This is a genomic window from Polynucleobacter sp. (assembly GCF_044342855.1).
Lineage (GTDB): Bacteria > Pseudomonadota > Gammaproteobacteria > Burkholderiales > Burkholderiaceae > Polynucleobacter.
Genome location: NZ_JBIIPA010000009.1, coordinates 24,887 through 40,799 on the forward strand (window position 1 = coordinate 24,887; position 15,913 = coordinate 40,799).

The 15,913-nt window shown below is 46.0% G+C and carries 16 protein-coding genes, 1 tRNA gene and 2 pseudogenes; 5 read left to right on the forward strand and 14 right to left on the reverse strand.

Going from position 1 to position 15,913, the window contains the following annotated elements; all coding sequences use genetic code 11:
- Positions 1 to 36: 36 nt before the first annotated feature.
- The 9 genes from ACIQZ3_RS04550 to ACIQZ3_RS04590 all read right to left on the reverse strand — a co-directional run bounded on the left by ACIQZ3_RS04550 (position 37) and on the right by ACIQZ3_RS04590 (position 6,611).
- Positions 37 to 534: a pilin gene (locus ACIQZ3_RS04550; RefSeq protein ID WP_397390766.1), complete on the reverse strand. Its 498-nt coding sequence runs from the start codon at positions 532 to 534 to the stop codon at positions 37 to 39.
- A 125-nt stretch (positions 535 to 659) separates the two neighbouring features.
- Entirely contained in the window at positions 660 to 1,358 is a 699-nt protein-coding gene (locus ACIQZ3_RS04555; protein ID WP_397390768.1) for a TerC family protein, read from the reverse strand.
- 81 nt (positions 1,359 to 1,439) lie between these two features.
- Complete coding sequence (sucD, locus tag ACIQZ3_RS04560; protein WP_397390770.1) at positions 1,440 to 2,333, reverse strand: succinate--CoA ligase subunit alpha; 894 nt, start codon at positions 2,331 to 2,333, stop codon at positions 1,440 to 1,442.
- A 15-nt stretch (positions 2,334 to 2,348) separates the two neighbouring features.
- Positions 2,349 to 3,518, reverse strand: a complete 1,170-nt coding sequence (sucC, locus tag ACIQZ3_RS04565) for an ADP-forming succinate--CoA ligase subunit beta (protein WP_215354929.1) — start codon at positions 3,516 to 3,518, stop codon at positions 2,349 to 2,351.
- A 205-nt stretch (positions 3,519 to 3,723) separates the two neighbouring features.
- Positions 3,724 to 4,260 (reverse strand): recombination regulator RecX, encoded by a 537-nt coding sequence (gene recX / locus ACIQZ3_RS04570; RefSeq protein ID WP_397390772.1) that lies wholly within the window; start codon positions 4,258 to 4,260, stop codon positions 3,724 to 3,726.
- A 7-nt stretch (positions 4,261 to 4,267) separates the two neighbouring features.
- The gene (recA, locus tag ACIQZ3_RS04575; protein ID WP_397390837.1) at positions 4,268 to 5,350 is read right to left on the reverse strand and encodes a recombinase RecA; all 1,083 of its coding nucleotides are present in this window, start codon (positions 5,348 to 5,350) and stop codon (positions 4,268 to 4,270) included.
- Positions 5,351 to 5,474: 124 nt separating this feature from the next.
- The gene (locus ACIQZ3_RS04580) at positions 5,475 to 6,008 is read right to left on the reverse strand and encodes a DUF2878 domain-containing protein (protein WP_397390774.1); all 534 of its coding nucleotides are present in this window, start codon (positions 6,006 to 6,008) and stop codon (positions 5,475 to 5,477) included.
- Between the two features lie 64 nt (positions 6,009 to 6,072).
- Positions 6,073 to 6,149: transfer RNA gene (locus ACIQZ3_RS04585), tRNA-Met, on the reverse strand.
- 54 nt (positions 6,150 to 6,203) lie between these two features.
- The gene (locus ACIQZ3_RS04590; protein WP_397390776.1) at positions 6,204 to 6,611 is read right to left on the reverse strand and encodes a hypothetical protein; all 408 of its coding nucleotides are present in this window, start codon (positions 6,609 to 6,611) and stop codon (positions 6,204 to 6,206) included.
- Positions 6,612 to 6,660: 49 nt separating this feature from the next.
- On the opposite strand from ACIQZ3_RS04590, the gene ACIQZ3_RS04595 reads away from it, so the two are divergent.
- Positions 6,661 to 7,272 (forward strand): MOSC domain-containing protein, encoded by a 612-nt coding sequence (locus ACIQZ3_RS04595; RefSeq protein ID WP_397390778.1) that lies wholly within the window; start codon positions 6,661 to 6,663, stop codon positions 7,270 to 7,272.
- 80 nt (positions 7,273 to 7,352) lie between these two features.
- Here ACIQZ3_RS04595 and ACIQZ3_RS04600 read toward each other — a convergent pair whose 3' ends face one another.
- Complete coding sequence (locus tag ACIQZ3_RS04600) at positions 7,353 to 9,023, reverse strand: MFS transporter (RefSeq protein ID WP_397390780.1); 1,671 nt, start codon at positions 9,021 to 9,023, stop codon at positions 7,353 to 7,355.
- A 291-nt stretch (positions 9,024 to 9,314) separates the two neighbouring features.
- Between ACIQZ3_RS04600 and ACIQZ3_RS04605 the strand changes: the two genes are divergently transcribed.
- Entirely contained in the window at positions 9,315 to 10,913 is a 1,599-nt protein-coding gene (locus ACIQZ3_RS04605; protein ID WP_397390782.1) for a gamma-glutamyltransferase family protein, read from the forward strand.
- Here the strand turns inward: ACIQZ3_RS04605 and ACIQZ3_RS04610 are convergent.
- Entirely contained in the window at positions 10,900 to 11,529 is a 630-nt protein-coding gene (locus tag ACIQZ3_RS04610) for a trimeric intracellular cation channel family protein (RefSeq protein ID WP_397390784.1), read from the reverse strand. The two genes, ACIQZ3_RS04605 and ACIQZ3_RS04610, sit on opposite strands and share 14 nt — an antisense overlap.
- Before the next feature lie 82 nt (positions 11,530 to 11,611).
- Between ACIQZ3_RS04610 and maiA the strand changes: the two are divergent.
- A pseudogene (gene maiA, locus ACIQZ3_RS04615) lies at positions 11,612 to 12,292 on the forward strand (maleylacetoacetate isomerase).
- Here maiA and ACIQZ3_RS04620 read toward each other — a convergent pair.
- The 3 genes and pseudogenes from ACIQZ3_RS04620 to ACIQZ3_RS04630 all read right to left on the reverse strand — a co-directional run bounded on the left by ACIQZ3_RS04620 (position 12,263) and on the right by ACIQZ3_RS04630 (position 14,975).
- The gene (locus ACIQZ3_RS04620; RefSeq protein ID WP_397390786.1) at positions 12,263 to 13,192 is read right to left on the reverse strand and encodes an AEC family transporter; all 930 of its coding nucleotides are present in this window, start codon (positions 13,190 to 13,192) and stop codon (positions 12,263 to 12,265) included. The pseudogene maiA and the gene ACIQZ3_RS04620 sit on opposite strands and share 30 nt — an antisense overlap.
- Positions 13,193 to 13,212: 20 nt before the next feature.
- Entirely contained in the window at positions 13,213 to 13,737 is a 525-nt protein-coding gene (locus tag ACIQZ3_RS04625; protein WP_397390788.1) for a gamma carbonic anhydrase family protein, read from the reverse strand.
- 35 nt (positions 13,738 to 13,772) lie between these two features.
- Positions 13,773 to 14,975 (reverse strand): annotated as a pseudogene (locus tag ACIQZ3_RS04630) (ammonium transporter).
- A gap of 137 nt (positions 14,976 to 15,112) precedes the next feature.
- Here ACIQZ3_RS04630 and ACIQZ3_RS04635 point away from each other — a divergent pair.
- Positions 15,113 to 15,475, forward strand: a complete 363-nt coding sequence (locus tag ACIQZ3_RS04635; protein ID WP_397390790.1) for a Rap1a/Tai family immunity protein — start codon at positions 15,113 to 15,115, stop codon at positions 15,473 to 15,475.
- 50 nt (positions 15,476 to 15,525) lie between these two features.
- A complete protein-coding gene (locus ACIQZ3_RS04640; RefSeq protein WP_397390792.1) occupies positions 15,526 to 15,789 on the forward strand; it encodes a hypothetical protein in 264 nt (87 codons plus the stop codon).
- Positions 15,790 to 15,913 lie beyond the last annotated feature (124 nt).

Consider the following 15,913-nt stretch of genomic DNA (forward strand, 5'->3'; position numbering starts at 1 on the left):
GGGTGGCTTAATTTCCTATGTACTGTAATAACTATCTCACTTCGTAATGCGGCACTCTGAAGGAAGTAATTGAGATAGTAGATTGGTTTCACTTGAGCGGCAAGACCATCCACCAGCCCAAGTCGATCCCTCTGGCTTGGATAAATCAATTGCCTTGGGAACATTGGCATCTGGGTCATTTGTGGGAATGAGATGTAATGTATTTTTATTTTCTGGGGCAACGTTATTCTGAAAGTCGATGGCAATAGCACCAGATGGTGTGATTTCAATTAACTTCACACTGCGGGTTGGCACAAAAGTAAACGAGCCCTGTGTTGCATCATCCATTGGTACAGTACCTCTACTCGCAAAAGCTTCGGTCACAGCAAGCTTTGCACTTGAAGAGAGATTCATGCCCTCTACGATGCGGCTGCGAGCAATGTAATCTTGATATTGAGGAACGGCTACCGCCACCAGAATACCGATGATGGCAACTACCACCATCACCTCAATCAAGGTAAATCCAGACTCTTGCTGCTGATCTTGTGTAGACATATTCATTAGCTCCTGAGGGTTAAAATCCTCATCATCCAGTCTATACCCAACGCATTCAAGATGTCCAAATATAAGAAAAGCCGGCTTTTAAGGCCGGCTTTTCTGATTAACGCGAAAGAAAATAATTACGCTTTTTTGCCGCTCCGCTTCACAAGCTCTCCAAGAGCCATGACGCCAATAGCACCTACAGCACCTGCGACCAAACTATAGGCCTCAACTCCAGCACCAAAATAATTAATCACGCCTGGATCGGAAAGCATCATACCGCCAGCAATCCAGCCCAGTAGGCCAGCACCAGCCGTAACAATGATTGGAAAGCGATCGATTAGATACAAAACGATGCGGCTGCCACCAATGATGAGTGGTACAGAAACTAATAAACCAAAAACAATATAGCCAAGCTGATGAGCTTGATCGTCCACTTGACCGGCAGCACCAGCAATCGCTAGAACGTTATCAAGACTCATGACGATATCTGCAATGATGATGGTCTTGATGGCTGCAAATAACTTATCTGGCGCATGAAGATCATGACCCTCTTCACCACCTGTATCCACCATCAACTTGTAACCAATCCACAGCAGTGCAATAGCGCCAACAAACTTCAAGAAAGGAATTTGCAGCAAAGTGACTGCGAAGGCAACCAGCACAATACGCAAAATAATTGCGCCTGCTGTTCCCCACAAGATGCCTTTACGACGCTGATTTGGGTGTAAATTTCTGCAAGCTAAAGCAATGACTACTGCGTTATCACCGCCCAATAGAATATCGATCAAGATGATCTGCGCAACGACAGACCAATCTAGCATTGTTAAAAACTCCATGTCATCCTCTTATATTTTTATGTTTTAACCACAGGTACTACGAAAAAGGATGCAAATTAGCACCCTTTTCCTTGAACGCAATTACAACATGGCTTTAAGTAATGCTGCCATTTCTGATGGATTTCTTGTTACTTTAAAGCCACATTCTTCCATGACGGCAAGCTTGGCATCCGCTGTATCTGCTCCACCAGAAATCAATGCGCCAGCATGGCCCATACGCTTTCCAGGAGGCGCTGTTACACCAGCGATAAAGCCAACAACCGGCTTCTTCATATTGGCTTTGCACCAGCGAGCTGCTTCAGCTTCATCCGGTCCACCGATTTCACCGATCATGATGACGGCATCTGTATCCGGATCTTCATTGAACATACGCATGATATCAATGTGCTTCAAACCATTAATTGGGTCACCACCGATACCTACCGCTGTGGACTGACCTAGGCCAATGGCTGTCAATTGACCAACCGCTTCATAAGTCAAGGTGCCAGAACGGCTAACTACACCGATACGGCCCTTTTTATGAATATGGCCAGGCATGATGCCGATTTTGATTTCATCTGGAGTAATGATTCCAGGGCAATTTGGTCCAAGCAACAAAGTCTTCTTGCCGCCAGCAGCTTCTTTTGCAGTCATCTTGTTGCGCACTTCCAACATATCCTTGACTGGAATGCCTTCAGTAATACAAATAACAAAATCAAGGTCAGCTTCAACAGCTTCCCAAATTGCAGCAGCCGCGCCAGGAGGCGGAACATAAATCACAGAAGTAGTAGCGCCAGTTTGCTGAGCGGCTTCTTTAACGGTTCCATAAATTGGAATATTGAAAATAGACTCGCCTGCTTTTTTAGGATTTACACCAGCTACAAAACAGTTCATGCCGTTTGCGTATTCCTGACACTTCTCAGTGTGGAATTGGCCAGTCTTACCAGTAATACCTTGAGTAATTACTTTAGTATTTTTATTTACCAAAATAGACATATTGAAGTTCCTTGATTATTTATTTTTCGCAACAGCAGCAACTACCTTAGTAGCAGCTTCTGCCATTGAATCGGCGCTAATGATTGGCAAGCCAGAGTCTGCAAGAATCTTCTTGCCCAACTCCTCATTGGTACCCTTCATGCGCACAACCAAAGGTACAGTCAAGTTCACCGCTTTACATGCAGTAACTACGCCATCAGCGATCACGTCGCAACGCATAATGCCGCCGAAAATATTGACCAGAATTGCTTCAACGCTCTTGTTCTTGAGCATGATCTTGAACGCTTCAGTAACCTTCTCTGCAGTAGCGCCACCACCAACGTCCAAGAAGTTTGCTGGCTCGCCGCCAAACAACTTAATGGTATCCATCGTAGCCATTGCCAAGCCAGCACCATTCACTAAGCAACCAATGTTGCCGTCGAGTGAAATGTAAGCCAAGTCAAATTTAGAAGCTTCGATCTCAGCTGCATCCTCTTCATCGATATCGCGGTAAGCCACGATTTCTGGATGACGGTACAAAGCATTTGGATCGAAATTGAATTTAGCGTCAAGCGCCTTGATCTTGCCGTTACCTTCAAGAATCAATGGGTTGATTTCAACCAAAGAAGCATCGGTTTCCCAATAGGTCTTGTACAAATTCTTGAAGACATCGCTTGCCATCGGAATAGAAGCATCTGGAACCCCAATACCTTTTGCAATGATCTGGCAATCCGCATCCGTCAAACCAATCAATGGATCAACGAACACTTTAATAATTTTTTCTGGGTGAGATTCTGCAACCTCTTCAATGTCCATACCACCTTCGCTGGATGCCATGATCACATTCTTTTGTGTGCCACGGTCCGTAACAATACTGAAGTAGTACTCTTTTTTGATATCAGCGCCGTCTTCGATTAGGAGGCGGTTTACTTTTTGACCTTCTGGACCAGTTTGATGCGTCTTCAACTGCATGCCCAAAATTTCAGAAGCGTATTTTTTCACTTCGTCCATGCTGCGAGCCAATTTCACGCCGCCGCCTTTACCGCGACCGCCCGCATGAATTTGCGCCTTAACAACCCATACTGGGCCGCCTAGCTTTTCGGCAGCTTTAATTGCCTCATCAACACTAAATGCAGGAATGCCGTTTGGAACTGGCACATTAAATTGGCGTAGTAATTCTTTGCCTTGGTACTCATGAATTTTCATTATTACTCCCGAAACGGTATCTTTTTTAGCAAGCGATGAGGATTAGTAAAACTGGTTTTGCCTTAAGCTCATAGTCACTCAATAATTAAATTGATTGTATTAATTAGAATAAATTTGAGCGGCTTGACCGACTCCATAAGTCTATCATGCTGCAATGCTGCAATGCGGCAATGCGGCAACAGCGCCTATTGGCTCCGTAATTCCCCTAATCAGGACGCCCGGCTACCACCTTAGACACCACGCCCGAACTGAAGCCTTTGGAGGCCAAAAAACGGTACTGGCGCGCCCGCTCCTTCTGTTCTGTTGCTAAAGTCCCGAATTTACGTAGCCACAGCTCATGAGCACGTTGGTATTCAGTTTCTTTGAGATTCTTGAGTAAATCTGCCGTCTTTGAGCTATCAACCCCAGCCTGAGCGAGCTCATCTTGTATTTTTCGGGTGCCAAACCGCTCGCTACGGCGCCGAACCAGAGCTTCGGCAAAGCGTTGGTCAGAGAGCCAACCGCGAGCCTCGAAGTCATCTAAAACAGCCTCAATTTGGACAGCCAGTGGAATGGTCTGGACGACCTCATCAGAATCCTCCTCGACAGATGCAAACTTCAGCATCCTTGCCGCAGATTCTTCAAGCTTCGCTGCCAAGCCCTTGCGGCTGTACTCTCGCATGGATAGAAGGCGCAAAGCCCGAGCTTTGAGACTCGGGCTTTGTTTCTTGCTTTTCTTAACAGTACTATCTAGCTCTGACATTGAAGAATTACGCTTCCTCTTCTTCACTCAAAACATCGCTGATGACAGCGGTTCCAGCCTTCACGCCTAACTTGGCACGAATCTTCGCTTCAATATCTTGGGCAATGGCTGGATTTTCTTTTAAGAACTCACGCACATTATCTTTTCCTTGGCCAATACGATCACCGTTATAAGCGTACCAAGAACCTGATTTTTCAACGATATCGGCTTCAACACCCATATCAATAATTTCACCTTCTCGGGAAATTCCAGCGCCATACATGATGTCAAAGATTGCTTCGCGGAATGGTGGGGATACCTTGTTCTTCACGACCTTCACACGAGTCTCGTTACCAACAATTTCATCACCCTTCTTGATGCTACCGATACGACGAATATCTAAACGCATAGAAGCGTAAAACTTGAGCGCATTACCGCCGGTAGTGGTTTCAGGGGAACCAAACATCACACCAATCTTCATACGAATCTGGTTAATAAAGATGACTGTTGTATTGGTGCGCTTGATCGCGCCAGTCAACTTACGCAAGGCTTGGCTCATCAGACGGGCCTGCAGGCCAGGCAATGAATCACCCATATCGCCTTCGATCTCCGCCCTTGGAACCAAGGCAGCTACAGAGTCAATGACGATTAAATCGATGGAGCCTGAACGCACTAAAGCATCAGCAATTTCCAATGCTTGCTCGCCAGTATCGGGCTGGGAGATCAATAAATTATTAACGTCCACACCTAAGCGTGAAGCGTACTGAACATCTAAAGCATGCTCTGCATCAATAAAGGCGCAAGTTCCGCCAATCTTTTGCATCTCGGCAATCGCATGCAAAGTTAATGTTGTCTTACCTGAAGATTCTGGGCCGTAAATCTCAATCACGCGCCCACGTGCCAAACCACCAACTCCAAGTGCAATGTCTAAACCCAATGAACCGCTAGACACTACCTGAATATCTTGATGAATCTCTGCATCGCCCAATCTCATGATTGAGCCCTTGCCAAATTGCTTCTCAATTTGCGCCAAGGCTGCAGTTAATGCCTTTTGCTTGTCTCCGCTCATGCCGTCAAACTCTGATGAGGCTGATTTTTTCTTATCATCCAAGGCCATTTTTTAATTCCTTTTCGCTATGTATTGGGCTATTTCCCGTAGTTTTCGTGCTTTTCAACAACTCAGAAGTTACTGTATATAAAAACAGTACTATTTGCAAGCGGCTTTTTAAAGGAATTTACGGATTTTTTACTAGGCCATCCTTGATTGAGATGCGATCCCAGTAGAAAAATAGGGGGATAGCAATGCCCCAAACAAGCCCAACCAAGATAAAGCCAGTGGTCTGACTGCCAGCACCCCAGCCCCCAGCGCCCATACGAATACCAGCCTCATAGGACATTGGTCCGCAGATAGCCCCCAAAATGAAGCCTAAAACAGGTCTGCCCCTTAACCATGACAGGGAGCCATTAATCGTGCCGCCAACCAGTACCCATAAAACCCACATCCAAAGGGGTGATAAATATGGGGAGGGCCAGTCATCCTGAAAATCAAGATACCCCAGGTGCATGATGATGGTGTCGGCAGCTATTCCGTAAACCAAGACCTTGCCAAGGAGCCTCAGGGCCAATTTGGGAGCATGGTGACACCAAATAGTGAAGGCGACATAAGCTAATGTGGCTAAAACGGCCCAAAAGACCTGCTTGCTGGCTGCACCCAAAACACATGCAAACCAACCGGCCTGGAAAAAGACGAAGTTCCAAAATTTAGCCATCGATCGAGCCTAAGCAAATTACCTAAGAAAAAGGCCACTGCCGGTGGGCAATGGCCTCTTGATTTGGTGGCGATTCAGGGATTCGAACCCCGGACCTGTGGATTATGATTCCATCGCTCTAACCAACTGAGCTAAATCGCCGAACTAACAATTGTAAATGATCAGACGCCTTCTGTCTAAACCAAAGGGCTCGAACTACTTAATTTGAAATACGCTCACCGCCTCATCCCGGTTGTAGCGTATAAAAACCTCGATTTTCTTGGCCAGAAAGAGCTTTTTCAGAACCTCATCCTTGTTTTCAAAAACAATGGCTGTTTGCTCTGGAAAGTGTGAAAAGGGGTCGCTCATCACCTCAATAGGCTGTCCATCAACCTTAATCAGCCGGATAGTGCGCTTATGTAGACGGTCAGACTGAATAAAAATCAGGCGCTTCACATACTTATCTAAAACCAACTTTTGCCCCTGGTCATTGGTCTTGAAGTAATAAACCAACTCATCCTTGCCGTTGGCGGTGACATCCCGTTCCTCATCCCACTTGGCGAATGCAGTTGGGCTGGCAAGCGCACAAAGAATTGCTAGCACTAATAATCTATAAAGATGCATCATTTACTTTCTTGGTTTGATCATTTCATCTTATCAGCCATCTACACATATGCGACTTCTCTCTATATCTTCAGGCAAAGTAATGCCGCTATTTGGGTCTCATCACCCGAACTATTCTTTAGTAGCCTCAGCTATTAACAAACTACCTGTTAGCACTCTTGCATCCCCTGCTCCAGTGGAAATCACTCGACTAGGAGTTTTAGGCGATGAGCAAGCGGACCCATCGGTACACGGCGGAATAGAGAAAGCCATTTACGTCTATCCAATAGAGCACTACGCTTTTTGGAATGCATTGCTTACGCGCGAAACCAAAAGATCAATTGATCTTCCGCTAGGCGCTTTCGGTGAAAATTTCACAATCGAAGGTTTGCTTGAAACTGAGATATTTGTTGGGGATCAAATGCAGATTGGCGATCTTCAATTTACCGTAGTCAAACTCCGCGAGCCCTGCTTTAAGTTCAACGCCAAGATGGGCTACAAAGGCGCAGCTAAAGCCATGCTGCAATCAGGATTTAGCGGGTGGTATCTTCGCGTCAATCAAACTGGTGCGCTTTCAGCAGGCACTGAAATCCAAGTACCACCCGGTCAACGACTGACCTCCATCGCTGATCAAAATCAAGCACTCTTTAATCGCGGCAATCAGAAAAATCTTTGGGATTAATCGTTGTAATTAATTTCTGGTAATAAAAAAACCCGACCACATAGTGGTCGGGTTTAGTTTTTGAAGCAGACTAGTAAAGCTTAGTCTTTAGCGTAGATATCTACGTCTTTAGTTTCTTTAACAAACAGTACACCGATTACCAATGTCATCGCAGCGATGATGATTGGGTACCAGAGACCGTAGTAAATGTTACCGTTTTGCGCTACCAAGGCGAAGGAAATCGTTGGCAACAAGCCACCGAACCAACCGTTACCAATGTGGTATGGCAAGGACATAGAGGTATAACGAATGCGAGTTGGGAACATCTCAACTAACATCGCCGCGATTGGGCCATAAACCATGGTTACCAAGATCACCAAAATTACCAAGATACCAAGAACTGCAGGGTAATTGATTGCAGCAGAATCAGCCTTTGCAGGATAGCCAGCAGCATTCAATGCCTCGCGAATTGCTTTCTTAAATTCTGCATCTTTTGCTTTCGCATCGGCTGGAGCCATACCTTTAGCGGAGTAACCTTGAATCTCTGTATCGCCAATCTTCACAACAGCAGTACCACCAGCTGGACCAGCAATTGTTGAGTAGCTCGCAGAGTTAGAAGCCATCACCTGCTTTGCAATGTCGCAAGAGCTGGTGAACTTTGCAGTGCCCGTTGGGTTGAACTGGAATGTACATTCATTCACATCAGCAGTAATAGTTGCTGGTGCAGTTGCCATTGCCTTTTCCAATGCTGGGTTAGCAAAGTGGGTTAAGCCGTTAAACAAGGAAACTGGAGTATTAGGGATGTACAAAATGATGGCAAACAACAGGCCAGCCATGATGATTACCTTACGACCAATCCTGTCGGATAGGCTACCGAATACTACGAAGAATGGTGTGCCGATTACCAAAGAAGCAGCAATCAACAAGTTCGCAGCCTTAGGATCTACTTTCAACACTTGGGTGAGGTAGAACAAAGCGTAGAACTGGCCTGTGTACCAAACCACCGCTTGACCTGCAACCAGACCAAACAATGCCAAGATAACAATCTTCAAGTTCTTCCATTGACCGAATGACTCTGTCAAAGGAGCTTTAGACAATTTGCCTTCTTCTTTCATCTTCTTGAAAGCTGGTGACTCATTCATGGACAAACGAATCCATACAGAGACCGCCAACAATGCGACAGAAGCGATGAAAGGAACGCGCCAACCCCAAACGTCAAAGTCTGCGCCAGTGAATTCACGTGTGAACAAAATCACGAGCAAGGACAAGAACAAGCCAAGAGTAGCTGTTGTCTGAATCCATGATGTGTACGCACCGCGCTTGCCATGAGGAGCATGCTCAGCAACGTATGTTGCAGCGCCACCGTACTCACCGCCCAATGCCAAACCTTGGAGCATACGCAATGCGATCAAGATCACAGGAGCAGCAACACCGATAGTGGCGTAGTTAGGAAGAATACCCACGATGAAGGTTGCACCACCCATCAACAGGATCGTCACCAAGAAGGTGTATTTACGACCAATTAAGTCACCTAAGCGACCGAATACCAAAGCGCCAAATGGGCGAACGATAAAACCGGCAGCAAACGCTAGTAAAGCGAAAATGAAGGCTGAGCCAGCATCTAAGCCTGAGAAGAATTGCTTGGCGATAACGGCGGCCAATGAACCGTAAAGATAAAAGTCGTACCACTCAAAAACCGTACCTAAAGAGGAAGCAAAAATAACTTTGCGCTCTTCAGCGGTCATTGGGGCTGCTTTGGTTGATGTTGACATCAGTAGCTCCTAACTATTTTTATTGAAATAAAAAACAACGAGTCGATTATGCTTTGAAAAAAATCAAAGAAATCCACTAGTTAGGGTAACTCCCCATCAAATTGGCTCGGGGTTTTCCCGAGAATTTAGCAATTAGATGGGGTCTAAACAACAATTTAAGGTGCATAGCCCCAAATACACAGATTGAGCAACACGCCCTATTAAAGTGCACACTCTATTTATATAGACTACAAAATTCGCTCTAATAGAGCCTCAATATAAATAATAAAAAACTTCAACGGAGAAATCAGCATGCAGCAAAAATGGGGTATTCGGGGCATGGCAGTGGCACCACATTCTTTGGCGTCCGAATCTGCGTTAGCAGTTTTAAAAGAGGGTGGAAATGCCCTAGAAGCCATGATCGCTGCAGCAGCAACAATCGCAGTCGTATATCCCCACATGAACTCTATTGGTGGAGACTCTTTCTGGGTGATTCACTCCCCTGGTAAGGCTATGGGTGGAATTGACGCCTGCGGTGCAGCAGCTGGCCTAGCAACCAAGCAGTGGTATGCAGAGCGGGGTATCACAAAGGCTATCCCCTTCCGAGGAGCCGTTGCAGCCAATACCGTGGCTGGCACCATTTCCGGCTGGGGGGCGGCACAGCAACTTTCAAAACAAGGTTTGGGTGGAAAGCTTCCTTTATCCCGCTTGCTAGCCGATGCGATTCACTATGCTGAAGCCGGCGTACCCGTGACATTTAGCCAATCGAGCCTTACCGCCAAAAAACAGGGTGAGTTGCAAGACATCCCAGGATTTGCCGAAACATTCTTAGTAAATGGTCAAGCACCTGAAGTGGGCAGCATCTTTAAGCAAGAGCGTCTTGCAAAAACCTTGCGCCAAATTTCTCGCAAAGGGACCGAGGATTACTACCGCGGCGACTTGGCCGATCTCATCGCCAAAGAACTCACAGACATTGGGAGTCCACTCAGACTCGCCGACCTTCATCGCCACCAAGCCAAACTCATTGACCCGCTTGAGCTGAAACACAGCATGGGTAATGTGTACAACATGACGCCACCAACCCAGGGTGTAGTGTCCTTAATGATCATCGGAATATTGGATCAACTCAATCTCAAGCGCTTCAAAGTGGATAGCGCTGAATATGTTCATCACTGCGTTGAAGCTACTAAGCAAGCCTTCATGGTCAGAGATAAATATGTAACTGATCCTGCTTACATGACCAAGCATGCGCAATCTTTCTTGTCCCCCGCTTTTTTAAAGAAGCTAGCAAAAAATATTGACCCTGAAAAGGCTTTACCTTGGGGTCAGGGCAAAGGCCCAGCCGATACTATTTGGATGGGTGTAGTTGATGGTGATGGAAATTGTGTTTCATTCATTCAAAGTATTTATCACGAGTTTGGTGCCGGCATTGTGCTACCTAAGTCTGGAGTGAACTGGCAGAACCGCGGATGCAGCTTCTCGCTTGATCCGAAGACGCTCAATCACCTTGAACCCTATCGCAAACCATTCCATACATTAAATCCTGCAATGGCTTTATTTAAGGATGGCCGGTCTATGGTGTATGGCACGATGGGTGGCGATGGCCAACCCCAAACACAATGTGCAGTCTTTACTCGGACAGCAACCTATGGCCTTGATCCTCAAGATGCCATTAGCCGTCCACGTTGGTTGCTTGGCAGAACTTGGGGTCAAACAAGCGACAGCTTAAAGTTGGAGTCGCGCTTTAGTCCTTGGGTGGCAAAAGAACTTCATGCCTTAGGTCATGAAATTGAGATGCTCGATGCCTTTGATGAAACGGTTGGACACGCGGGCTGCATTATTCGCGATCCATCTGGCACGCTGCATGGCGGCTGGGATCCACGGAGTGATGGTGCTGTTAGCGCGTTTTAGTAATAAATAATTTGGGTACGCGCAGATCCCAGTAAATGGCAGCTGCGCGTAATCCAAAAATGGCGAGCATACAAATCACCGACCCCTCGAGCGTGTACTCAGGGGAGAAATTTAAAATCAAGATATAGATACAGCAACCCAAAGTAACGGGTATTGCATATAGCTCATGTGACATGAGTAAGGTTTTTCTACCCGCCAAGATATCGCGCAACAAGCCACCACCAATCGCAGTAACCACTCCCAAGATTACTGGCGCTACTGGCAGCCCAAATCCTAAGTTCCAAGCCTTATCGACTCCCTGAATTCCAAACAAAGCAGCGCCCAGGCCATCGATGTAAAGTATCCAGCGATAAATCTGTGGCTGCGTAAAAAAAGATTCCGCCACGAAAGTAATAATGCATGCACCCAATGCAACCCAAATATAAATTTGCGCAATGGACCAAAAAGCAGGCACATCTAGAATGATGTCACGTAGAGTTCCACCGCCAATGGCGGTAATCACCCCTAGAACCAGGACACCAAAAAGATCCACGCCTCTATCAGCAATAGCCAGAACACCCGTTACCGCAAATGCGATGGTGGCAATAATGCCAATCCAGAAATTAATTTGATCCATAGTGTCTAGTCTAAATCACCGACACCAGCCAATCAATGAAGTCCTTAATATACTGAGGGCAAATGTCATTAAGGAATCCCTCATGAAAACTCAGCTCTATAGCTTTTGACGTAGCTCAGCGGCCTTTCGGGTGCGCATTGCTCTGAACTTAAAGGGGCTTGATTACGAAGTGATTCCTGTGCACCTCCTTAAGAGTGGTGGCGAACAATCTTCTCCGGACTATGTCAAGAAAAACCCCAATCGCTTAGTGCCTCTGTATAGCGATGGCACTCACACCATTCACCAATCTCTGGCCATCATTGAATACCTTGAAGAGATTCAAGCAAGCCCGCCGCTACTTCCCCAGTCTCCAATCGATCGAGCATGGGTGCGCGCAGTAGCGATGGATATCGCGATTGATGTTCACCCACTTGGCAATGTACGAGTGTTGCGCTACTTAATCAGACAATTAGGTCTCGGTATGGAGGCGAAAGATAACTGGAATCAACACTGGATGACCCTAGGCTTAACCAGCTTAGAAAAACAATTGGGCTCGGACCCCAGAGCGGGTCGCTTTGCTTATGGCAATCAACCCGGCTTAATTGATATCTGCTTGGTACCGCAAATCTTTAATGCGCTCAGCGCAAAGATGACTATGGAAGCTTATCCGACTGTGATGAAAATTTTTAATGAGTGCATGACGCTACCAGCATTTATTGACGCTTCTTGGGAAAAGCAAATTGCTGCGGAAGGATCAAACCCCCTTGCTCCACCACAAGAATAAAGACAGTGTTAACAAAGAACCAATTGTGGTTAAAAGCACCACTCGAGAAATCATTCGGCCATCTGCGCTGTAGTACTGCGCCAACATAAATGGTCCCGTACCGGTGGGAAGCGCTGCTAGTATTACCACTGCACTTATCCACAATTCAGGCAAATCCAAGATTGGTCCAGCTATAAACCAGGCAATGAATGGCTGAATAATCAATTTTGCAAAACTAACACCCCATGCCTCTTGCGGAGCTGACTTTTCCTTTTGCATCAAAAAAAGTCCAATAGAAACTAATGCGCAAGGTGTTGCAGCTGCAGCCAAGAAAGAAATTACTTGCTCTAATGGATCATATAAAACCAAATCCCTAGATGACCATACTAAACCCGCTACAGGTGCAAGCAATAATGGATTAGTGCACAGCGACTTCAAAACACTCCAAACAATTTCATGGGATTTTTTGTGAGACTGTATGCCAACCTCAATAAGGGCGGTTGCTATAGCAAACATCACAAACACAATAAAAGTAGAAATGATTGCTGGCGCTAAACCATCCTGACCAAGCGCTAGAACACAGAGCGGAATACCCATATATCCCGTGTTGGAGTAAGACGCACTCAAACCTGAAAAACTTGCAGCCACTAAATCTCGATTGCGCAACCAGCTAATTACTAAGACAAGAATGAATACCGCCAAGCAACTCAGAAAAAAAGCAGTGATGAATCCTGGCTGCCAGAGCGTTTGCCAAGTACTACTAGAAGCAAAATGAAATAACTGCGCAGGCAAGGCGAGCCACACTACAAAGCGATTTAATTCAATGGATGCGCTTTCACCTAATTTGCCTGTTCGCCCACAAATATAGCCAATCAGAATGAGGGCAAATACCGGAAAGACAACATTGAAGACGTAGAGCAATTTAAGCGCGCTTTTTTAAATCAAGCAATTTTCTTCAGAGTCTGCTGGTAGCGCTGTGCATTTTTGACATAACGACCAGCAATATCTTCAATGCCAGCAATCTGCTCTGGAGTTAACGTCTTTACCGCCTTGGCAGGTGAACCCAAAATCATTGAGCCATCCGGAAATTCTTTACCCTCGGTAACTAATGCGCCAGCGCCCACTAAACAGTTTTTACCGATTTTGGCGCCATTCAAAATCACAGCACCAATACCAATTAAGCTGCCATCGCCAATACGGCAACCATGCAACATGACTTGGTGACCAACGGTGACATTCTTGCCAATGAGGAGAGGATAGCCAGGGTCAGTGTGCAAAATTGAAGCATCTTGCACATTGCTGCCCTCGCCAATTTGAATCAGATCGTTATCGCCACGGATCACTACCTTGGGCCACACGCTCACATTTTTATGCAGCTCAACACTGCCGATAACTTCCGCGCTCTCGGCAACCCAAGCTCCCTCGTCTAAGCGGGGAGCATTTCCATCTAGTTCAAATATAGCCATGATCCATTATAGGTAATGGCTATATTTAATAAAGCCTACCAGTTAGGCTCACGATCTGGCGTTGAGGAAATCCGGTGAATACTCAAATCAGCACCTTCAAACTCTTCCTCTTGTGACATCCGGATGCCTAAAACAGCCTTGAGCAATCCATAGACCACAAATCCACTAACAAGCGCAATAGCAACTCCTAAGCCACTTCCAATTAACTGACCCAAGAAAGTCACGCCACCAATACCGCCGAGCGCTTTTGCGCCAAAGATGCCTGCCGCCAGTCCACCCCACAAACCGCATAGACCATGAAGAGGCCACACACCCAATACATCGTCAATCTTCCAGCGGTTTTGCACCAAGGTGAACATATATACAAAGAGAGCGCCAGCAATTAAGCCAACCACTAAGGCGCCCATGGGGTGCATTAAATCTGATCCTGCGCAAACTGCCACCAAGCCAGCTAAAGGGCCGTTATACGTAAAGCCCGGATCGTTACGACCGATGACCCATGCAGCCAAAGTGCCACCAACCATCGCCATCAAGGAATTCATTGCCACCAAGCCACTGACCTTATCAATAGTCTGTGCACTCATGACGTTAAATCCGAACCAACCTACCGCCAAAATCCAAGCACCCAACGCCAAGAACGGAATGCTTGAAGGTGGATGAGCTGCAACGTTGCCATCTTTGGTATAGCGACCACGACGTGCCCCCAAAAGAATGATTGCTGGCAATGCGATCCAACCACCAACCGCGTGTACTACAACCGATCCTGCGAAGTCATGAAACTCTTCACCAGTAAGTGATTTGATCCAGGCTTGGATGCCGTAATGCTAATTCCAGACAATACCTTCAAAGAAGGGGTAGATGAAGCCAACCAGAATAAAAGTGGCAATTAATTGAGGATTGAACTTCGCACGCTCAGCAATACCGCCAGAGATAATTGCTGGAATAGCAGCAGCAAAGGTCAGCAAGAAAAAGAATTTAACCAATTCATAGCCATTTTTCTCAGCCAACAATTCTGCGCCAGAGAAAAAATCTACGCCGTAGGCAATGCTGAAACCAATAAAGAAATAAGCAATGGTTGACACCGCAAAGTCGACTAGGATTTTGACCAAAGCATTGACTTGGTTCTTTTTACGAACGGTCCCAAGTTCTAAGAATGCAAACCCCGCATGCATGGCCAGCACCATGATGGCGCCAAGCAAAATAAATAAGACATCGCTTCCTGATTTCAAAGTTTCCACTGAAATACCCCCTATGTTTTTTGCATCATTATGGGGAATAGAAAGACCGAATTTGGGCATGAATGCACCCATTTAGTGCAATTTAATGCCCTCAATATGGTTTATTATCAAATTTACATACCCCCAAGGGAGAACCCATGAAAAAAGTTTTAGTTCTATTGGCAGCTTTAGGCGCATTTTCTGGCTTAGTACAAGCTCAAGAAAAAGTTCAAGTACTGAGCACACAAGAGCTTGTGAACGTTTGTAAATTGCCAGCTAACCCGGAATCCCGTAGCTTTTGCGTAGGCTACACAACAGCTATTTACGACACGTATTTGTCTACACGTCATCCACAGCGCGCTAAGCCTTTCATTTGCGTAAGGCAACCAGCGCCGTCACGTGACGAAGTTATTGCTGACTTTGTAAAATTCGCTCAAACCAACCAACAAACTGCTGATAAACCAGCATCAGGTGTTTTCTTGGGCTTCTTGGCAGCACGCTTTCCTTGCGCCAGAAAATAATTCAAGACATTTAGCTAAATCAATCTTTAAAGACACAAGGAACAGTTGATATGAAAAAAATTATCGCTATTACTGCAACAACCCTAGCAATCGCGGGTTGCTCAAACATGAACAATACAGAGCAACGTACTTTATCTGGCGCCGGTATTGGTGCAGCTGCTGGTGCAGTTGGCACAGCCATTTTCCACGGCAACCCAATCTGGGGCGCAGTTGGTGGCGCAGCAGTTGGCGCAGCATCTGGTTATGCCTATGATGCCTACAAAAAAGAGCAGGCTTCTGAGTACAACTCTGGTTACAACGCTGGAAAAAAATAACCAAACCAATCAAGCTCCTAACTAATCATCTCTAGCGCCTCGGGCGCATGGATGCTTCTCTAGTAGCTCAGCAATAAAAAACCCGACTTGTGTAATGCAAGTCGGGTTTTTTTATTGAGCTCTT